The 20,779-nt window shown below is 42.9% G+C and carries 23 protein-coding genes; 11 read left to right on the top strand and 12 right to left on the bottom strand.

Going from position 1 to position 20,779, the window contains the following annotated elements:
- Positions 1-9 precede the first annotated feature (9 nt).
- Entirely contained in the window at positions 10-564 is a 555-nt protein-coding gene (locus tag H6G77_RS25315; RefSeq protein ID WP_190591086.1) for a thioredoxin family protein, read from the bottom strand.
- Positions 565-968: 404 nt separating this feature from the next.
- On the opposite strand from H6G77_RS25315, the gene H6G77_RS25320 reads away from it, so the two are divergent.
- The 11 genes from H6G77_RS25320 (at position 969) to H6G77_RS25370 (ending at position 6,974) form a co-directional block, all read left to right on the top strand.
- Positions 969-1,874, top strand: coding sequence for an alpha/beta fold hydrolase (locus tag H6G77_RS25320; protein ID WP_190873040.1), 906 nt, complete (start codon positions 969-971; stop codon positions 1,872-1,874).
- Between the two features lie 67 nt (positions 1,875-1,941).
- Positions 1,942-2,214, top strand: coding sequence for a hypothetical protein (locus H6G77_RS25325; RefSeq protein ID WP_190591074.1), 273 nt, complete (start codon positions 1,942-1,944; stop codon positions 2,212-2,214).
- Entirely contained in the window at positions 2,211-2,576 is a 366-nt protein-coding gene (locus tag H6G77_RS25330; RefSeq protein ID WP_190873041.1) for a clan AA aspartic protease, read from the top strand. Before H6G77_RS25325 ends, H6G77_RS25330 begins: the two co-directional genes overlap by 4 nt.
- 147 nt (positions 2,577-2,723) lie before the next feature.
- A complete protein-coding gene (locus tag H6G77_RS25335) occupies positions 2,724-3,089 on the top strand; it encodes a hypothetical protein (protein ID WP_190873042.1) in 366 nt (121 codons plus the stop codon).
- 216 nt (positions 3,090-3,305) lie between these two features.
- A complete protein-coding gene (locus H6G77_RS25340; protein WP_190591070.1) occupies positions 3,306-3,578 on the top strand; it encodes a hypothetical protein in 273 nt (90 codons plus the stop codon).
- A complete protein-coding gene (locus H6G77_RS25345; RefSeq protein WP_190677353.1) occupies positions 3,575-3,952 on the top strand; it encodes a clan AA aspartic protease in 378 nt (125 codons plus the stop codon). Before H6G77_RS25340 ends, H6G77_RS25345 begins: the two co-directional genes overlap by 4 nt.
- Before the next feature lie 129 nt (positions 3,953-4,081).
- Entirely contained in the window at positions 4,082-4,282 is a 201-nt protein-coding gene (locus H6G77_RS25350) for a hypothetical protein (protein ID WP_062297026.1), read from the top strand.
- Positions 4,282-4,542 (top strand): hypothetical protein, encoded by a 261-nt coding sequence (locus H6G77_RS25355; protein ID WP_190591068.1) that lies wholly within the window; start codon positions 4,282-4,284, stop codon positions 4,540-4,542. The genes H6G77_RS25350 and H6G77_RS25355 overlap by 1 nt, the downstream gene beginning before the upstream one ends.
- Before the next feature lie 525 nt (positions 4,543-5,067).
- A complete protein-coding gene (locus tag H6G77_RS25360; protein ID WP_190591067.1) occupies positions 5,068-5,757 on the top strand; it encodes an SAM-dependent methyltransferase in 690 nt (229 codons plus the stop codon).
- A 269-nt stretch (positions 5,758-6,026) separates the two neighbouring features.
- Complete coding sequence (locus tag H6G77_RS25365) at positions 6,027-6,467, top strand: DoxX family protein (RefSeq protein ID WP_190677354.1); 441 nt, start codon at positions 6,027-6,029, stop codon at positions 6,465-6,467.
- Positions 6,468-6,479: 12 nt separating this feature from the next.
- The gene (locus tag H6G77_RS25370) at positions 6,480-6,974 is read left to right on the top strand and encodes an ureidoglycolate lyase (protein ID WP_190677356.1); all 495 of its coding nucleotides are present in this window, start codon (positions 6,480-6,482) and stop codon (positions 6,972-6,974) included.
- Positions 6,975-7,149: 175 nt separating this feature from the next.
- On the opposite strand, the gene H6G77_RS25375 is transcribed toward H6G77_RS25370, so the two are convergent.
- The 11 genes from H6G77_RS25375 to H6G77_RS25425 form a co-directional block, all read right to left on the bottom strand.
- Positions 7,150-7,623 carry a TspO/MBR family protein gene (locus tag H6G77_RS25375; protein WP_190591064.1) on the bottom strand — a complete coding sequence of 158 codons (474 nt, stop codon included), beginning with the start codon at positions 7,621-7,623 and terminating at the stop codon, positions 7,150-7,152.
- A 378-nt stretch (positions 7,624-8,001) separates the two neighbouring features.
- Positions 8,002-8,454 carry a hypothetical protein gene (locus tag H6G77_RS35395; RefSeq protein ID WP_199331640.1) on the bottom strand — a complete coding sequence of 151 codons (453 nt, stop codon included), beginning with the start codon at positions 8,452-8,454 and terminating at the stop codon, positions 8,002-8,004.
- 142 nt (positions 8,455-8,596) lie between these two features.
- Entirely contained in the window at positions 8,597-10,615 is a 2,019-nt protein-coding gene (locus H6G77_RS25385) for a DUF6519 domain-containing protein (RefSeq protein WP_190873043.1), read from the bottom strand.
- 19 nt (positions 10,616-10,634) lie between these two features.
- Positions 10,635-12,758, bottom strand: a complete 2,124-nt coding sequence (locus tag H6G77_RS25390; protein WP_190873044.1) for a phage tail protein — start codon at positions 12,756-12,758, stop codon at positions 10,635-10,637.
- Positions 12,755-15,493, bottom strand: coding sequence for a putative baseplate assembly protein (locus H6G77_RS25395; protein ID WP_190873045.1), 2,739 nt, complete (start codon positions 15,491-15,493; stop codon positions 12,755-12,757). The genes H6G77_RS25390 and H6G77_RS25395 overlap by 4 nt, the downstream gene beginning before the upstream one ends.
- The gene (locus tag H6G77_RS25400) at positions 15,490-17,907 is read right to left on the bottom strand and encodes a putative baseplate assembly protein (protein WP_190873046.1); all 2,418 of its coding nucleotides are present in this window, start codon (positions 17,905-17,907) and stop codon (positions 15,490-15,492) included. Before H6G77_RS25400 ends, H6G77_RS25395 begins: the two co-directional genes overlap by 4 nt.
- Positions 17,904-18,275 (bottom strand): GPW/gp25 family protein, encoded by a 372-nt coding sequence (locus H6G77_RS25405; RefSeq protein WP_190591056.1) that lies wholly within the window; start codon positions 18,273-18,275, stop codon positions 17,904-17,906. Before H6G77_RS25405 ends, H6G77_RS25400 begins: the two co-directional genes overlap by 4 nt.
- A 2-nt stretch (positions 18,276-18,277) precedes the next feature.
- The gene (locus H6G77_RS25410) at positions 18,278-18,601 is read right to left on the bottom strand and encodes a hypothetical protein (RefSeq protein WP_190591054.1); all 324 of its coding nucleotides are present in this window, start codon (positions 18,599-18,601) and stop codon (positions 18,278-18,280) included.
- Positions 18,601-19,239: a phage baseplate assembly protein V gene (locus tag H6G77_RS25415; RefSeq protein ID WP_190873047.1), complete on the bottom strand. Its 639-nt coding sequence runs from the start codon at positions 19,237-19,239 to the stop codon at positions 18,601-18,603. The genes H6G77_RS25410 and H6G77_RS25415 overlap by 1 nt, the downstream gene beginning before the upstream one ends.
- Positions 19,236-20,375: a hypothetical protein gene (locus tag H6G77_RS25420; protein WP_190873048.1), complete on the bottom strand. Its 1,140-nt coding sequence runs from the start codon at positions 20,373-20,375 to the stop codon at positions 19,236-19,238. The genes H6G77_RS25415 and H6G77_RS25420 overlap by 4 nt, the downstream gene beginning before the upstream one ends.
- 12 nt (positions 20,376-20,387) lie before the next feature.
- Entirely contained in the window at positions 20,388-20,678 is a 291-nt protein-coding gene (locus H6G77_RS25425) for a hypothetical protein (protein WP_190873049.1), read from the bottom strand.
- Positions 20,679-20,779: the final 101 nt, after the last annotated feature.

The raw sequence follows: 20,779 nt of genomic DNA on the forward strand, positions 1-20,779 counted from the left end.
TATCTCTGTCTAGTTGCGCCAAATCAATGTAGTTCCTGCCGGTTCTGTTTCTTGGGGGTTAATTGCTTGATTTTTAAATAAAGCAGCGATCGCATTTCGCAAATAATCTTCTCTAAAAGATGACGGTGCTTGCGGATCACTGTCAATTTTCCCTTTATAACGCACCATCCCATGACTATCGATTAAAAAAGCCATCGGCGTTGTAATCGCGCCAAAACTCCGGGTAACATCTTGAGTCGAATCCCACAGGTAAGGAAAATTTAGACGGTGACGTTCGGCAAAAGCTTTCATTTGTTCAAAGCTTTCTGTCGGGTAATTATGAGTATCACAGCCGTTCATCCCAATCAGGGTAAAGCCACTGGCGGCAAATTCCCTTTGAATTTTTTTGAGCTTGTCTAAATATAGACTGACATAAGGACAGTAGTTGCACATAAAAACAACGCCAACCGCCTGAAATTTGTCTAAATAACGGCTGAGGTGATGCACTTTTTCGTCAGTTCCAGGCAGTTCAAAATCCGGGGCATAACCCCCAACAGGAGTATAAATTGTTTCTAGTATTGTCATCTTCGTGAACCAGAAGGAACTAGGAACAAAAGTCTAGGTGAAATTTAGCGTCATTTTTCTGGCAGCCAACCACCTGATGCCGATGCTCGATACCAAATGATTGTAGAGATCAACCGAGAAACCGTAAATTGTAAAACTACTGAATATAAAACCGTTGGTAAAAATATTACAATCTAGATATTAGTGAGTAATTGTCACAACTCATATTTATCAAAACTTTGACTCAATTCCAAATAAATTTAATCCAGCCTTTATACTTATTTTAAAGTAAAGATAGTTACTATTTTATCTTGGTTTTTATTTTTCTAATTGTAAAATCTTTACAAATTACTTCTACAATTTAAGATAACTCACGAAAAATATTACGAAATATTAAAATTAGTAAATAAAAATACAGATTTTTTATGAAGACTTCGACAACGACTTTTACCGCAAAAACTTGGACATGGCAGGGCTTCCCAATTTGCTACCAAACTCAAGGCACAACCGGGCCTGCCGTTATTTTAGTGCATGGCTTTGGCGCTTCTGGATGGCATTGGCGTAAAAACATACCAGTATTAGCCCAAACTTGTCGGGTTTATGCCATAGATTTGCTTGGCTTCGGTGCTTCAGCCAAACCTCAGCCGGGTGAAACAATTGCCTACACCTTAGAAATGTGGGGACAGCAAGTAGCAGACTTTTGTCGGGAAGTGGTAGGTGAACCAGCTTTTTTAGTGGGAAATTCCATTGGCTGCATTGTAGCGATGCAAGCCGCAGTTAGTTCGCCGGATATTGCCTTGGGAGTAGCATTAATTAACTGTTCCTTGCGATTATTACACGATCGCAAACGCGCCACCTTACCTTGGACTCGGCGTGTAGGTGCGCCAATTTTACAAAGGGTATTATCTATTAAACCAATTGGGCAATTCTTTTTTAATCAAGTCGCCAAACCCAAAACCGTGCGAAAAATCTTGCTGCAAGCTTATATCAATGCAGAGACAGTCACAGATGAATTAGTCGATATTCTCACCGCGCCAGCCAAAGATCCTGGTGCTGTGGCGGTGTTTTTGGCATTTACCTCATACTCCACAGGGCCGTTACCAGAAGACTTACTGCCATTATTAACTTGTCCAACAATTATTTTATGGGGAACCGCCGACCCTTGGGAACCAGTAAATTTAGGTCGAGATTTAGCTAACTACCCGTCAGTAGAAAAATTCATTCCCTTAGAAGGAGTAGGACATTGCCCCCAAGATGAAGCACCAGAGTTAGTCAACCCAATTTTACAAAATTGGATAGAAGAGCGATCGCAGATTTTAAAATCTAACTAACAGGCGATTTTTTGTAAGGTATTATGGAGAGGTTCAAAGAGTTAAAGTAACGACTTAGAACCAGCGTATGCAAGCCATTCTTTTAAGCCGCGAAGAAGTTGCACGTCGGGCAAAGCAACTGTACGGGAGTGGAATCCGTCAAAAAGTCGAAACTGACGAAAACATCGGTAAGATGGTCATCATCGATATTGAAACAGGGGATTATGAAGTTGATAAAACTGGGCTGCAAGCATCCCGGAATCTCAGCAAGAAACATCCAAACGCCCGACTCTTTGGTATTCGTATTGGCTACAACGTGGCTGTCTCATTTGGTGGGGTCATGGAGCGAATTCAGAAGTGATTTCTGGAATTGTGACAGATAGACACGCCACTGTCGCACTGACCTTTCTGCTTCAGAATGGTTCAAGCATAGCGATTGAGTTTGTCATCGATACAGGTTTCACTGGGGAACTCTGTCTTCCTTCGGAAGCGGTTTCATTGATGGGTTTAACATTTAGACACGATACCTCTGCAAATTTGGCAGATAACGCTGAAGTTTTGCTTCCAATTTATGAGGCAACTGTCCTTTGCAATGGTGAAGAACGAGAAGTACTTGTCATAGCTACAGGAAGACGACCTTTGCTTGGAACTGCACTGCTGGATGACCAGGAGCTAGTGATTCAGTTTACAGAAGGCAGGTTGGTGACAATTGATGAATTATAAATACTGTATTTGTTTAAGCAATTTCTTCACAAAATAATGAAACAATAAACCACCAAAGATGCTAAGACACGAAGTTAAAAGAGTTTGAGAGAGTTATTCCGTAAGCCCTAAAATAATTAAATTCTCTATTTAAGCTGAGTGATTGAGATGATACACGGAGTCAGTCAAGAAGAGCTAGAGACACCATATGGGCAAGTTGCCTTAAATTTTTCATTAGCTCTTCTGAATCATCAATATGAAAAGGCTCATTCTTATTTAGGATCTGCAATTTGTGATGAATGGACTCCCTCTCTCCTTAAAGAGACTTATGAAGGAATGGTTGACTATTTTGAAATATCTGCAAGTGCAATGTCTATAGATTCAGTTGAAACACACTTACCAGATAATGACTCAGATAGTGCTATGGTTTACGTCTCAGTTATTGGAGAAGTAAATACTGAAGCTGTGATAGTAGTAGTTGCAAATGAATCTGGCAATTATTTGATTCAAAAACTAGAATGGGGACGACCTTAAATCAATTTAAATCTAACAAATCCGTGCAAGGGATGTTTGATTCAATCTGCTAGTTGAGTTTCTCTAAATTCTGCCGCAACCCTGACGGACACCTACCTTTAGTCAATGGAATTTTACAGGATTGGATTAGGGCGCGATCGCAAGCTTTAAAATCTAACTAACAGGCGATCAGTATCAGCTTAAAATAAAGCCATAGACAAACCGAAAATTGGAACGATGACAGTACGACAACCCCGCTACAGTAAAGAGGAATTTGCCCACCGAGGTGATTATATCTATGAAACTCAGATAAAACCTCAAGTTGAGGCTGGGAATGACGGCAAAATTGTAGCGATTGATCTCGAAACTGGTGACTTTGAAATTGACAAGAGTGAAATTGTAGCTTGCGATCGCCTGGAAACCCGTCACCCAGATGCTCAAATTTGGATAGTTCGTATTGGCTCTCGTCACGTTCGTCGGTTTGGCGGACGGACTCGGAGAACTGCATGATTACTGGAGTAGTCAATGCAGAATTTGAACCAATTATTCCACTTTCAATTCGTCGCTTTGATGGCAGAGTTTTTACGAAAGATGCGATCGTAGATACAGGTTTCAATGGTTGGCTGTCGTTGCCTCCAGATGCGATCGCTGAGTTAAACTTGAAATGGAAAAGACGAGGAAGGGCAATTCTTGGAGATGGCAGTGAGTGTGTTTTCAACATTTACGAAGCTGTTGTAGTCTGGGATAGCGCCTTACTAACAATCCCAGTAGACGAAGCTGATTCAGAACCGCTTGTTGGAATGTCATTGATGGAAGGCTATCAGCTAACGATGCAGATTTTTGAAGGCGGTAGTGTCAAACTTCGCAAAGTCGATACGGTCTAACAATGCCGTTGAACACAGACCGTACAGAGTCTGTTCGTCGAGTCCGAGAAATTACTAGCGGCGGGTGAAGGTACTCTACCTTTCCGGGAAAGCTATAATTTTCTCAAGGCTAGAGAGGTACAAAGGGCTATGTCCAATCTGGAGCAAATCGAAGCGGCAATCCTTTCGTTGCCATCAAGTGAGTTTGAGAAATTAAGACTGTGGTTTCTTGATTTAGACTACGAACGCTGGGACGAGCAGATAGAGCAAGACATCGAAGACGGTAAATTAGAGGCACTTGCTCAAGAAGCGATCGCTGAGTTTGAAGCAGGGCATTGTCGAGAAATTTAATGCACTATACAACGCGACGGTTTTGGCAATGCTACAACGCCTTACCTGAAAGTGTTCAGCAATCAGCAGATGAATGCTATGAGTTGCTCAAAGTTGACCCATCTCATCCGTCCTTGCATTTCAAGAAGTTGGGCAAAAAGTATTGGTCAGTTCGTGCAGGGTTAAGTTACCGAGCTTTGGGTGTTGAAGTCGAAAATGGTATTTCCTGGTTTTGGATTGGAACACATGCAGAGTATGACAATTTGATTAGCAAGTTTTAGAGCAGCATAAACGTTATTAGTCAATGGAATTTTACAGGATTGGATTAGGGCGCGATCGCAAGCTTTAAAATCTAACTTAGGACTTACGCAAAAATCACCCAAAAGCTTGATTTATCGAACCGCCAAGTCGCCGAGAACGCCAAGAAATCGTAGAGTCTGCGTAAGTCCTATAACTAACAGGCGATCGGTATAAACTTAGGCACTAATTTTATCTTTATTCGTAAGATAAATCGGATGACATACTGCGTTTGTTCAAGCAATTCCTTTGAGTGTTAGGGATGTTGTACAGAAAAATCCTGGATAACACCAAGGGATACACGGAAAAATTCTGTATACCCCTCCCCTGAAGGATAGTTATACCGAAAAATTCGGTGTAATACCCAAATAAGGATGTAAAAAAGAAGTTTTCCATATATTCCAACAGGAGTTCGCTGTGATGCTTGATATATTAGGACTGAGAAAAAGATTATACGGAAAGATCCCGTATAACAAATAGTTATACTAATATCTTGAGGAGATTTGTAAATGAAGCTCGATGAAGTTGTCCCTTGGGGCAGAACGCTAGAAGAATACAAGTCGATGTTTAGTTTGTCAGAAACAGATTTAAACGCGAAAATTCTTGGATGTGGCGATGGCCCAGCTAGTTTCAATGTTGAGATGACTGAGCTAGGACACTCTGTTGTGTCTATCGATCCGGTTTATCAATTTTCTGCCGAACAAATTGAGCAGCGTGTTCGAGCTACTTATGAGCCAGTCATTTCGCAGGTGAAGCAAAACTCTAGTCACTATATATGGAAGAACTTCCAAAATGCTGATGAGCTTGGCAAGGCGCGTCTCAACGCAATGGAGAAATTTTTATTAGACTATGAATTTGGAAAAACTTCAGGGCGGTATTTATATCAATCTTTGCCAAGCCTAGAATTTGTTGATGACCAATTTGAGTTATGCGTATGCTCTCATTTACTCTTCTTGTATTCAGAACAGTTATCACTTGATTTTCATGTTGCTTCGATTCATGAACTTCTGCGAATTGCCTCAGAGGTTAGGATTTTCCCATTGCTTAAACTTGATGGTGAACCATCCTCGTACCTTAAACCGATTTTGGAAGATTTATCTAATAAAGGTTGTAGTGTAGAAGTTCAATCTGTTGCTTATGAGTTTCAAAAAGGCGGGAATCAAATGTTAAGAATCAGTCGGTCAGAGATCGCAGCATAACAACCCCCTTGCAACGGACGGTCAAAAATCATTGGTGGTGATATAAAAACTAATAGCCGCCGATGAAGGGGAACGTTAGTCAATGGAATTTTACAAGATTGGATTATGGCGCGATCGCAGACTCTAAATCTAACTAATCAAAACCAATCTCCTCATCCTCTCTGCGCCTCTGCGTCCCTGCGTGATGTTTCTTACCATTGATTGAAGACAAATTCACATCAGATCAGCAAACTGAAGTGGTAAGCGCAAGGACAAAATCAGGCGAAACCATGAACAGACGTAAGGAACTCTTTCGTGTCATCTTGGCAATATCAATCATCATCGTCGGTATTACACATTTTGCAGTACCGCAACCTTACGTTAAAATCATGCCGCCACAACTGCCATATCCTTTAGGGTTAGTTTATCTGAGTGGCTTTTATGAAATTTTAGGTGGTATTGGGTTATTAGTTCCGCCTGTGAGTCAAGCAGCAGCTTGGGGACTAGTACTGCTATTTATTGCTGTTTTTCCTGCCAATATCAACATGGCAGTTAATCATATTAAAATTGAAACCATACCATACTCAGATTCCCCTTGGGTTCAAGCAATTAGATTGCCATTACAAGCAGTGTTAATCGCTTGGGCTTGGTGGTATACAAGACCTTCAGATCAAGAAATCCAAGCTTCGTTAATTCCTAAATCACTCATTCCCAAAGAATTAGACTGGTAATTGATTAATAATATGAGTACATCCCAAACAGTCCAACAATTAAAAGCAGAATTAATTACCCCCGAAAATTTCCAGCGTTATGGGCAGGTAATTTTTGCTAGTAAAGATGGTAAAGGTTTTGATGCGGAAGATGCTCAATTAAATCTGCAAAATGGCACCCCAAGATTTTATATTATGCGTCTAGAAAAGCGCGGACGTAAATTTAATAAAATTACTCGTCATATAAAATGCACTCAATGTTTAGGTTCATTAGAAGGCAAAGATTGGTTCATTGCCGTGTGTCCTCCCCATAATGAATTAGATGAACCAGTTGTATCAGAAATAGCTGCTTTTCAGATTCCAGGGAATTGTTTTATTAAATTAAATGCAGGAACTTGGCACGCTGGCCCTTATTTTGATCATGGATTTGTCGATTTTTATAATTTAGAATTGGCTGATACAAATGTAGTAGATCATTTCACCCATGATTTTCGCCAAAGTCATCAGTTAGAGTTTGAGATGGTGTAAATAATTCATCCGCGTCCATCTGCGGTTAATTAACAACTATGACTAAACCACACCGTCCCTCAATTCACAAGCCAGATGAAAGCATATATTCACCCTTTTCCTGACTTTTTGTCAAGTTATACACTGCCAGTTTGACAAGATAAGGGAGGGGTGAAATCAACCGCAGGTTTGACACTCAGACATCTTGCGGATTGAGACTCTGCATCTGCCAAGTGGTATAAGTACCAATGGGACTCCATAGTAAAAAGGGTACTAATAACAATGCTGCCCAACCGGAGACAGGTAAGACAGCCCCAGTTAATATCAGACCAATAATAAAGCCTGTACCACCAATAATTGTGCCTGCTTGCAGACTTCGCAGCCAAAACATTACGGGTGTATAGGCAACGATCGCAATTTCTAAAATTAAATATAAACTCATCAATAACCAAGTAGATGTTGTTCCTGGGTTAGTTTCCCAGACAATATAAGCTGACCAAGCGCCACAAATAAAAATTACACTCCAAATGACCGGAATTGCGGCTTCAAAAGTTAGCCATCTCGGTCTTTGTAAGCGTCTGAACCATTGGCGATCGCGTGGTTGAATTAAATTAGCACCTAAAGCCACCAATATTGCTACGCCACCAATGATCATCCATGATTTAATCATGACCTTATTCCTTGTAATTGCTGCATATCACTGAGATATCACTATTTATAGTCTGATTTTGCCAATTTATTGAATCAATCCTCATCATCCCTGAGTCTGAGAACTTGATATCAGTCAGAGAAGAAGTGTTGAATGTTAAAAAAAGCTGATAAAAATAGCCTGCGCTTAGTACAAGTACGCTCAGTGACCATCAGAAATTGCTAAAAGGCTTGTGGTATCACTATTCTTTCTTGTGATTTTTGCCTTATTGTATTATTCCGATAACCTTGTCTTTTTCCAAATCCTGGGAGAAATCACCTTGGTGGAATTTGGTATTTCATTCATTAATACGGTGCATCATTATCATTACTTATGTAGCACTATTACACCAAGATTACTTCAAACCGCAAGAGATTGGGGAATGTGAGAAGTTTCGCTGGATTGAACTAATTCTTCTTCTAGTACCTGAATTCCTCCACTAATACGGAGTAAGGTAGTTTGCAGATTTGCCTGTTTCATCTCATAATCTGCTAATATTCTTTGACCATCTTCAAACTCTAATTTGAGGGATTGAAGACGTTGCTCTAGCTGTGCTTTTATCTGATTACTGACTGTTAAATCTTGATTGATGAATCCAGTTTCTGAATTAATCTCTTCAGGTGGTTCGCTGGCATTTTCTAATATTTCGCTTATCTTACTGTGTTCTTCTTGTAGTACCTGAATTGCACCACTAATGCGGAGTAAAGTGTTTTGTAGATTTGTCTGTTTAGCCTCTAAATCTGTTAAGTTTGCTTGCTTTTCTGAAAATTCATCCTTAAGAGATTGAAGGCGTTTTTCGAGTTGTTGTCTCATGTGAAATTAAGAGAAGATAATACAATTATTAGAGTTGGCTGTTCAGCACTAAGAAAGCATTAACTTTCTTGGTCAGATGAGAATTAATGTTTTATCCTGCTGTGAATAAATATAGTATCTTTTTATGACTTACTGATAATTGCTATATGGATGAAATAATAACTATTATTATTCCTTTTGGTTGAGTGTTTGTTTTTAATTGCCAATAGCGATATCCGCTTATATAATCTAGATCCCCATCTATCCAGTTTGCTTCCGATGGGAAATCTTCACCCCTACCATATTCCACAACTTCTATTCCTGTTGCTCCTCCAATTATCGATGCCCTTGGATTTCTTGCTATGTTAGTAATATCTAAAGACCATGCTGGTAAAACTGATACAGCCCATCGTTTAGGGCGTGGAAGTAACAAGTCCAAAACCCCGTTATAGAAAGAGCTTCCCAAAACAGTGCAGATATAGAGATTACTGGCTCCGTCTATTATTATACCTTTAATTGGTACGATACCACCTTTCACGCTTGTGTAACTAGCTGTTTGCAAGCTCCAATTTCCCATCTTTCCAATGCCGATGTACGTCTCAACTAGCAAACTATTATTAGGTGCAACAGTTGTTTCCACATAGTTTTTTGAGCCGATCGCAACTCCTCCTGACACAGCCAGCTTGCTTTGCGGATTGGTTGTGCTGATGCCAACATTACCTTTATTAAATACAAGAACTGAGTTATGTAGTTGAGAATTGTTCGTTTGATTAAAGACCCACCTAACATTACTGTCGGTTACGGATGTATTTAAGCTCAAATTGTACAAATTAGGTTCTTTTTTAGCTTCAAACTGGATAGTACTTCCATCGTAGTCATTAGGTGTCTCTACAGTTAACCTAGCTCCTCCTACATTTTTTGTTCCAATACCAACTTTGCCAGTAACATAGAGGTCTTTATCAATTGTCAGTGATCCTGTCATAGTGTCACCGCCTTTGCTCAACAAACCCGTTGTTAAGGGTTTGAAGATGACACGACAATCATCCTTCACACTAAATCCAGCGTTATCATACTTCACCAAGGCTAAACTACAGTAGCGATGTAAAATCCCGTGCGGTAGTTGGGCTTTGTTACTAGGCCATTCGATATTTGCAGTTAAGTTGCGTGCGGGAATTAACCAGTAGTCGCCTGTTTTATACTCACCTGCATCAAATTTGACCTGAATCTCATTCTCTAAAGTTATCCAATCATTCTGCACAGGGATATTACGAGAATCCCAACGCCGTACTATCATTGATGACTCATAATCTGGTGCTTTGCCACTTGGCCACTCTTTCACTGTTAATGTGATTGCTTTAACAGATGCCAACTCTACTAAAAGTCCAGGTTCACCAGAGAGGGTTTGCTTTTCAGTAGTTATCTCCACCCAGTTACCTGCTGCAAATGCCGTTTGAATATCTTGTCCTAGACGACTGACGGTAATCTCCTGACCGACAATTTTCTCAACACGGGTAGCAATTGAGCCATTATCCCGCGACCATTTAAACGTAGCTTGACTGAGCGTACCGCCTGTATGAATTTCCACACGGTAGAGTTGATTTTCTAGGTTTGCTCCCGCTCCTAAGATCGCTGATAATTTACCTAGAGGCTTCTCCCAGCTAGGTTTCCAGTCAGGAGGAGCGAAAGAGCTTTTGTCTGCATTGTTGCCCACTTTTTGGAGTTTTACTTGCCAAACATTCTTGACTCGCGTGGCCGTATCAGCCCCACCCAAAGCAGGTTCCCGAATCTCTGGATCTTCCAGTGCTGTGACGTGGCGCTGCCAGACATCAAGGTAAGCTAAGTAAATACCTTCTTCTTTTGGAAGTTCTGCACTTGGATAGTCTGATTGAGCAGTAAACAGCACAGGCTGGTCATTCTCAAAAAGCATACCCTCAACGTAGTATCGCCCTGCACCAATTTTGAGATTTTTTGGCTCATTAATTGCTGTGATCTCAAATCCAGCATACTTTTCTGGTGCGCCACTCTGACCGATGAAATCGGTGATTTCAGTAGCAATTCGATGCTCTGTAATATCCAGTTGTTCGTTCCAATCTGCATCTAGTTGGACGCGCCCTTGTTGCATCAACACGCGGCTGAAACGCTTTTGGGGATTGAAGGTAAACCGAGAAAAATCGCCTTTCATAATATTTCCTTTAATAACTTCAAGACATATAGAAAATTCCAGCTTCTGAGCCAGCAGGCAAATATTCTTCTAAGCTGAGACGAAGATAAGCGGTGCGTTGAGGTTGGTGAAGCAGATGAAATGCACCCATCTCGCCTCCATCGTCTGCACCTGTGGCAATTTCTGGCGGACAAGCTAGTGCTAGTTGGGCGTACCCCGGATCGCCATACTGCACAGAGGTGAACAGGGGTTTGATTTGGCGATCGCCATTGCTATCCTCCAGAGGTTGACAGCAGTAACGGCGTGGAGTTTGGGAATCTTTTGGCAGATAGCTGAAGCGGACACTACCCGTTTGGCAATTCTTCACAGTGACGGGTGCTGTAAATATCACATTAGATGCTAGTGTCAGTTCGTGGAGGTTAACTTTACCAAAGATTGTAGTTCGCTCTAAAGTGGTGCGGGGGTGAGATTTTTCGTCTGCGGTGTTGGTAGCGATCGCATAATCTAAATCTGCATTATTACGCAATTTGTTTGTATCTATAGTTGCATCATTTGTAGCTTTTCTCAAGCTAGATACATCCTCTAAAATGCTGTCTATGATGCTGTCTTGTACTGTTAAACTGACAATCTGCTCTGGCAATTGTAAAGCACCGACAATGCTATGAGAGATAAATATTTGCAAACTGGAAATATTCTGTTTTGATTTTTCTACCTGCACTCCACCAATCAAAGTACAGTGAATGATGTTCAGTTTCAACCCTGTTTGAATGCTGACTTTACTATCAATTAGTATTCCATTGAAGGTCAACGCGGCATCGGGATTGTTATCTGCAACCTTGAAAACTAACGGGTTTTTACCACAACTAATGATAGGGCGCATTCCGTTGGCTGCTTGAATCGTCAAGCGACCGGCTTTTTTCAGGATGATTGGTTCAGTGAGTTCATGCACTTGGCTATCAGCGATTTCAATGATGCCAGATGGATTGTTTTGAGTTAAATATTCTCGTAAAGCATCCTGCAACTTTTTCCCATCTTGACTAACGACACAGTACCAGGGAATAGAATCATTCGTTGCTAAAGTTGGCTGGCGGTCATAGGGGCCGCCACCAATGTCACCACTGAAACTGTAGCAGTAGCTAACGTTCACAGCTTGGGTTGGTGGTTCGTTGATCGGGAAAGCTATTCGTCCCAATTTGACATCTACAGCGACTTTACCTGATGCGGGACTTTGCCAGTTACTTAAATCCATACTCACCAGCTGCATCGGTGAGATATTTGAGATGTTGAAACTGCGATTGGGGCCGTAATATTGGCTGTCTGGTGGTTGCTGGTCTGGTCGTGCGTCTTTGTATTGCTGTTGATATGCCTTTAAATCGGCTGCAAATGCTTGTTGAGCGATCGCACCAGGTAAGTTAATTACTTCAGCAAATTGAGTAATTTCGGTTTTGGTTTGGGGTCGATTGAATAAAGTTGTCTGATAGCCAAGGGGGTGAAAGGTATACCCAATAATTTTTTCTCCTGCTGAATCTTTCACAGGGTAAGCGGGACTGTTGGTAATTGGATAACTTTGCAGTCGCCAGACAAACAAGCCTAGATTCGAGATGTTGTATTTGCCGCGCATCGCCGCGAAGGATTGCTCAGATTTTATCCCATCTGGACTGATGCGACGTACATCAACTGAATGAGCGATCGCATCAAAGGGCGAATTCAACTGTTCTAATTTTGCTTGCTGACGGATGTCGATGGTACTGCCTTTACCCAGACGGATATGATTTATATTTTGGGTAGCACTGAGTAGCTCAAAAAATTCTACTACCTTAGCTCTCCAGCCAGTGACATCAAATGTGATATTTTCTAGAATGGCAGGAGTACCTTTACGACGACGGTAGGCGATTGTATTGGCAACGTATGACCGTTGACTCCACAATAAACTTTTTTCATCATTTAAACCCTCAATTCCCAATAAGTCTGCGATGTAAGGAACCACCCACTCATCACAGGTTTCGATGAACCAGTTTTCATACAGCCCATCAATATCGGCCTCAATTGTTCGCAGTTGGCTTTCCATAACTGCAAGTAAAGCCCGCAACGGTTCTCCCTGCGCCAAATCTCGTTGGCGATAGATAGACGGGAGGAGATGATAAAGACGTTCTAACTGATTCATGAGCCTTTTTTGAGTGTTATGCCTTGAGGGTTAATTAGTAATAACTGAGATGGCAAAGCTTGTTTTTTATTTACATCCCAAGAGGCTGTTTTTGCTGCTATGGATGAAGGAATTGGTTTGGTTTTATTGTCAGATGTTAAGTAAAGAAAATCCAAATTAACTGCTAATACACCCGCGATATTTTGGATAATTTCAAGAACTTCTGAAGCGGCTACTGCTTGTCCAAATTCACGTTTGGCGAAACTAAATGTTTGATTGAGTGTACTTTCTATAATCTGCTTGACACTGTTTTCCTGATAACGTGGGTCAATCCATACTGTTGCTTCTATGTTAAAGTACAACGGCTCGTAGGATTGAATTTCCACAAATTGTAATGGATTACTCATATTAGAAACAATTGCTTGTTTCAGGTTAGTAAAAAGTGTTGAATTAGATTCAACTTGTTGACCATCATCAGCAGCAATAGTAATGTGTATTAATTTTGTTTGTCCTGTCCAGAGAATGACAGCTTGAGCTTTGCCAATACCAGCAAAACTTTGAGTAAAGTTTTGAAAGTCTCGTAAAGAAACAATGCGATCTAGTGTGCGGACGGTGCGGGGAGTGTTATCGCGGATATGCAAAGAGGTTTCGCGATCGCCTGCGCCTGTGGCATCATGCAAATTAGTGACATCCCGAATTCCTAAAGGTCGGTTTTGCAGCAGTATCAAAGAACCTGCTTTGACTTCTCCAACTTGACCAATACCACTACGGTAGGTAGCCACGACATTTTCCTGTCCACTGGGTAAGCGAGAACCATGAATCCCATCACCAAAGATAATGGTAAACTCGCCTCGGTCGTCAATTTGTACAATGTAGCATTGGCTACGGGCATCTTGCTCTTCTAGAGATGCAACTTCTTGCCACAAGACATTGTTCACATAGACTTGTAAAGTACTTTTGCTACCACTAGCTGTAGCTGCCGAGACATAAGTTAAAGGTGGTTTTTTCAGCTTAAATCTTTGGTTAGCTTGCCCGCCATTACCACTACCAAGGACTTCTTTTTCTACAGTTTCACCGTGTGTGGCTGGGACAACATTGGCATAAATAGTCATACTTGCAGTATCGTAATCATGCTGGAGGTCATAGCTCAATGTAAGAGATTGAGAGTCATCCATACTGCCAACAAAAGCAATTTCGGTATTAGTTTTGTCCTTGATGATGACTGTGCGTCCAGGTTCTAGTGGAGGTATTGACTGCGCTAGTTTAATCAGTGGATTTTGCCGCTTAATTGATGGTAATTCTTGCGGTTTTTTGAACAGTAGTAATTGTTCGCTTTGAATAAAAATAGTAGTTTTACGTAAATCGAACTTTTCTAAACCATTGCTACTTGTAACATTTATTCGGGTAACTTTTCCTGCTAATTCAAAATCTGAGCGGAAAACAGTAGAGCTATTTTCAACTTGATAAAGTTCAGATGATTCATCCTGATTTAACAGCACCCAGCTTCCTGGTAAAACATTTGGATATAAGGCATTCAAGTCAATTTGTGAAGATTGAATGCTAAATTTACTCCATTCCGATATTGCTTTATTGTAAATAAAACCTTGTATGTTATCTAGGTTAGGAATAAAGCCAGAATCAACTGTAATTATTTTTTTATTTTCAGAAATATTAACTACGGTTTTTGATTGATTAGCAACTGTGATAATATCACCTTTGTTAATAGATGTGGTGAAGACTGCATCATTATTTACTCTTATAGTTATGCCAGTGCAATTAATAGTTTCGCTACCAAACTGACTAGGGCTATATTTGCGTTTAATTTCCGGGGATAATTCACTCCAGTCGCGAGCATTATGACCGAAAAGCGATGCTTGCTGTCGAAAGGCGAATACTTGCAGATTATTAGCGGAACTGTGTGTTGCATTTACTAACACTACTGGTAGTGTTTGTTTTGTGTTATTATTCCAGCGAATCAATGTAAAGTTGTTTTGGGCATCAGTTTCTACAGATTCCAAAGTTAAGAAAAATCTAAATTCACGCTTGGGAGGATTTGCATTGGGATCAGGTGAAACAGGCAAAGGAGCAGTGTTATCACCCCCTGTATCACTGATAATTAAAATGCGATCGCCGGGCTGAAGTCTAGTATTTGTTACTTGTAAACTTAGTTCAGTTGTGTCTTGATCAAATTTTGGCGTGTCGAATTTTGGGGAAATATCGGGCTTAAGGCTATTCCACTCAACTCGTGTTTTTATCTCTGCAATCGTTTCAAAGGTCTGGGGAAGTTCTCCTGATGCTTTGGGAATACTCTGCACCCTTGTGCCAGCAGGAACTGTAACTTCCTGGGCTGAACCTGGTGCATCTTCGACGGTAAAAGTGAGGTATGTACTAGCAGCAACCCCAGGATTGAGTTTATAACCAACTGTACGCGATAATTCTAAAATGGAGCGGTCTTCAGTGGCTGTTCGCAGATATCCTTCGTTAGCAATTCGCTCTTGGTAAAACGTCAGGACATCTCCAACCACTGCCCAAGCATCAAGGAGGGCGATCGCAGGATCATCAAGATGTTGTGTAGTTAGTTTATTTAGGGGATGCTGTGGCTTTTGTGTGTCGGGATGGGGAATTTCTTGAGTTGGTAAACCTGCTAATAGACGTTGAAAGAAGCTGGGGTGAGTGCCTATGCGGTAAGCCAAGGCACTTAATCCAGGCGGATTGTAATTAGTAGGTTGCTCTGAACTGACATCTGAACTATTCATAAGCCACCCTTGCAATTAAACTCAATTCTGCCGTTTTCTGGCGCATCTAAGTTATTGTCGAGATGAGCGATTTCCAAAGGCGCGATCGCAATTTTTCCTGTCTCGATTTCGTTTCCTTCAGGCGAACCCCAGCGTTGAAACCGCTTAATTGGCATCTCTACTTGCACAACTCCTGGTAACTCCATTGCTGTTTTGACAATTTGACTTACGTAAACTGGTTGACCAAAACTCCAGTTGTCTGGATGAAAAAAACCACGCTTACCATTGGGCAAGTCTATGTTACTAAAGGTTTCCAATAGCAGCCGCTTGACGCTGCTGGCAAAGTATCCCGGTGCTACTTGCACTGTTAAGGCAATATCTAAAGGGACAAATTGCGGTGCAGTAATTTCTAAGTCATAGCCAGTGAGGCGGTAGGGTGCGATAAATTGCCGCAATGTGGCTTTAAAAGTCTCGTCGATGGGTTGATTTTTCCGACCTTTCACCGCAATAAAGACAGTGTTCCAACTACCAGTCCAGCGAATAGTAACTGCGGCTGTTTGTACTTGGGGGTGACGTGCTAAAACTTTTTGGTAGTCCGCCGCCGTAATACAGCGTTGCTGTTGATTCCGAAACACTTCTGGGGCGTACAACCGTACCTGATCAATAGATTCGGGTTCTGTACCTCCCTGTGCTGGTAAGGGATTTCGCACTTGTATAATCTTTTTTCCGATTTCAGCATCGCAGACAATATGTGCGATCGCATCATGGCCGACATTACCCTGTATACCGTTGCCGACTCTATAGTTTGCTATTAATTGATTTTGGCTAGTTGGTTTTCTGCCCCGCACTCCGTCCCCGAAACGCAAATGAGCAATACCATCACTTTCCATTTCCACCACAAAATCATTAGCAAAGCGATCGCTACTCAATAAATCACGTCTCGCCCACCAAATCCTATCAGATTTCTCTTCATGGATCTCGATCATCGGTGTGGCTGCATCAGGGTTTTGGGTCAGGGTTTGATTTGCTGACTGTTCTTTTCCCTTCACCACGTCATAAACAACGGCGTGTGTCAAGCCAATGTTTTGCAGTTGTGGGCGATAGCGTCCGGTTTGGGGTACGGGTGGGAGTGTCTCGGCGGTAATTCTTCTGCCATGCTCTGCCAGCACAATATTACCTTGGGCAATGCTCATGTTTTCTAGAGATTGAGTGTCTTGATAAATGGCAATGTCTAAGGGGAATGGTAAAGCGTCTTCAGGATGCCACTCAATTTCAGTAATCTCTTGAGCAAAGAGTGTATCTTGTTGAGGAGTGACTTTAGTTAAGCGTACCGCGTGGCGATGTTTGGGGTCAGGGGCATTACCTGTGGTTTTACTTTGAATTTCCTCCAAAATCAGTACATCCCCTGCCTTTAAGTTGGCTAAATTCCCTTGTAATGTGGCACGGGTAGCCCCTAGAGGCAAGGAAAATTCCCTGGCTCCCCAGGTATAAAAATTAATTTGGTTGAGTTCGCGAAAGACGGTGAGGGGGTAAATTGTTTCAAATACCTGGGTTTGCTGGAATAATAATTTTTCATACTCGGCAGAAGTCATGGCTACTCCTGGGGATGAGTTGGTGCTTTTAGTGATTAATTTAGTTCTGGCTGGTAATAATAGTCCTGGTTGAGTCACTTCATCTTTGACTTGCACTTGCACCCAGACACGGGCATTACAGCCTTCGTGCATGGTGTAGTCGATTAACCTGGTGTGGCGACCAATGGAAATGCGTCGTCTTGCTGTTCCCAGATAAGCTTCTGTTGCTACGGCATCTTGGTAATAACTGAGGCGATCGCCTGCATAGGCTAAAATTTCTACTAAGGTGATGCCTAAATCTGCTGGGTGGCGTTCTTTCCACTGGGGCATGACGACCGATAAACAGTCAAGCATTAACTGGCGAAAACTGCTGTAATCTCTAGCTAGATAATCAATTTCTAAGGTTGAGGGTGGCTCTGGTAAACTGGGGAGCGATCGCAATGGATCGAAAGGACTAGGTTTATCGACTTCTAGGGAGAAACTCGCCTGGGAGAAGAATGGATCGAGGTGCGCTACATTGATTAACTCTAGGGTATAAACCGGGAAGTTGCCTGATGCTGATGTGTCTTGTTGTCTGTCTTGCACCTGTAGCAGTTGGACTTGCAGGATGTTAGGAGGACTAAGAGTAATTCCCTGTACCTGTAAGTTAGTGGTGACGTTTGCACCCCTGGTAATGCGAATATTCGTGGCTGTGATTTGGGATAGAGAATTGTACTTAGTCTCTACCCCAGGCAGAAAATAGAGCCTCAACTGTAGAGGATTAGTTTCTACTTGAATATAATCCAGACCAATTTGTTGAGGATGAGAAATAATCCTATCTCTTCGCAAGTTGCGGGAGAAATCATCAAGTTGTATGTCACTCATCCCACTCCACCTCGCTCAAATTGGGCTACTTGGCGTTCTTGATTGCGACGAATAATGTACTGTACAACCACTCGTAAGGTAGATTCTTCACTTGTAACTTGTAAAGCTTCCACTTGAATTAAATCACCCAGCCATTGTTGCAATGCTCCCTGGACAAGAAACTGAGTAGCTGCTGCCATTTCGTCACTATTGGGAGCAAACACCAACTGCATTAACCCACTGCCAAAGGTAGGGCGGTTGACTCGTTCCCCTGGCATTGTAAATAGCAGTTGCTCAATCATCTGGCGGATATGGTCGTCGGGGGAGGCGTTGGCAATGCGGCGACTGCTGTCATCAATTTGGAATGGATAGGCAATTTCTGTATTCATCGCTACATCCCCTTGACCCGCACTTGGGTGGCTGCAATGGTTAATCCCGTCTCTGTCGGTGTGCAGACGGCTTGAGAATCTTGTAAAAGGACGGGCATTCCGTTCGCTTTTATTCTTGTCGCCGCCACTACCCAGGAAGCAGTCACGCAGGGTTGGGGTGTTCCAGATGGCAGAGTGTTGGGACAACCTGCGATCGCATAGGTACTCGTCTGCGTGACAATCGGTTCTCCACAGACTTTCACCTGTGGGTTGACAACAATGGGTTGTGCCGAGCCACTATGTAGACATAAAACCGTCGCACCTTGGTGTAATAAAAAACCAGGCATCACATCACCTCCAAAGCACCATTGTTGATGGAAACACTAGCAGGCGAAAGTTTGACGCTGGCAGCACCGTTACTCAGTTCAATATTGTCTGAGGAAAGTTTGACTGTTGCTGGTGGGGTGTCTAATTCTACGCCTGATGGCAAAATTTTCACAGTTGCGGGACTGTTGCTCATCTCAATCCCGGAAGCAGCCAGCTTAATAATGGCTGGATTGCAGTTAATTTCAATTCCTTGGGTATTACATACTAATTTGAGCGGTACTTGTACCACGGGAGGCTCAACTGCCAAAGTGAATCCTCCGCCTGGGCCATCGTCGAGGGTAAGGGTAATGCTCTCTGTTTTCCAACCTTTTTTGGTAGCCAGGGCAAACTCGGTAGGAACTTCACCCATTCCCCAAAAACAACCACTCCAAATCGGGTAATCAGGATCGCCGCCTTCAAACTCTACCCAAACATTGGCACCAATTGGCGGCAGGACAAAGAAGCCCACGTTCTTCCCTGCATAGGGTACACAAGGCATTGCCCAACTGAAGCGACCACCGCCCAGAACCGAGGGAACGCTCACTTGGATTCTTCCCATCTTTTGGGGATCTACGTTTTGAGTTACCTTTCCCCGATATTTGCCGAAAAATCGTTTCATGGAATGACCACTGGTGTTGTTGTTCCCACCCCTTCGCGAGTCAGGGTGAAGCTTTGTTTGTATTCACCTAATCGCAATTGATGGGTGACATTCTTGACGTAATACAAGCCGTCGTAGGTGCTACCTACACCACGCAAGCCAACCAACCCCCGTGCTTTCAATACCCCGTTGTAGCGTACTACATCCAGTTCTCCAGTTGCTTCCACCACCTGATCCATCGAAGCATCAGTAACCGCCTGGGCGCGAGCCAGCATCTGGGCGTAGGTTAAGCCTGCGGTATTTTTGGGCAGGACTGTGCGGGCTTTGGCAGTTCTCAGCATGGCGGATTGGGTTGCTAGGGGCAACCGTAGGCTAGAGAAGGTTTTGACTGGAAGGCTACGCGCTGTCAGGCTATCTTCTCCCAATCCCGACACAAAGGTGGGGGTCAATGCTTTGTGCTGGATGTTGATGGAGTTGACGTTGGTAGAGGTTCCCAGGTTGACGGAAAGGGCGCGTTGGGGAATGCCTGCACGGGTGGGTGGCCCCCAATAGGCGGTATTGGTGCCGGGAACAGGGCCGGGAGAGATGTAAAATACATAGGCGTACCGCTCCGCCAGTTCTTCCAGGTATTCCAAATCGGTGCCTACCTGCACGGGAACTCGCTCTACGGGGTTGGGAACATCGAGGGAGGCGGGGGGAATTACCGTGGGGATCAATCCGTATTGGGCATAGGTGGCAATGATTTTCGGCACGATCGCAATATCCGGTTGGGCAGGATGAGCGACAATCTTCTCTTCCATGTCCATCATGACGCTGACATCTTCGCCTGTGACTGTGAGCAGGCCGGAGTTGTTGCTGGTGGGGGACAACTGCTGGTGGGTAATGATGCCATCCATCAATACATGGGGAATGGCGTTGACGGTGACGACGACGATGACACGGTTGAAAGGACGCAGTAAGGGCAGTTTGAGAATGGGATAGTCGATGGCAGCAAATAGACCACTGCGATCGCATTTGAAGGACAATTGAAACCCCGATCGCCCCGCATCGGTTTGGGTAATTTCGATGTTGTCTAAGGCTTGAATCAGGTTGGGGGGAGCCGGAAGCGGCACGGTGGGGCCAATGAACAGTGAGAGGCGAATACCCTGGAAAAACATAGTAATCTTCCCCTAAAACTGGGTTTGGGCAATGTGCAGGGTTCGCCCAATTTCCGCAGTCAGGTCAAAGGGATTCATGGCGTTGTTGGCATCGCAGATTTGCCAGTATTGTTCGGGGTCGCCCAATAAATCTGCGGCGAGGGTATCCAGGCGATCGCCCTCTTTGACTCGCATCTCCAGCACCCTGGATAAAGTTTCCGCCTGGGGCAGAAAGCGTCGCCGTTTATAAGAGAGATGTCGCCCTTCAGCAGTGATGAGAGTGGCGGTTTCTAATTCGTAGTAGCGACTGGTATGATCGAACATGATTGACCCCTTTGTGGGAAGTTTTTCAGATATGTTTAAATCTGGTGGAAGCCTAATTCAAGATTGTTATTTTGATAAAATTTCAGAATTAGCAAATTGCA

It is taken from the genome of Aulosira sp. FACHB-615 (genome assembly GCF_014698045.1).
GTDB lineage: Bacteria > Cyanobacteriota > Cyanobacteriia > Cyanobacteriales > Nostocaceae > Nostoc_B.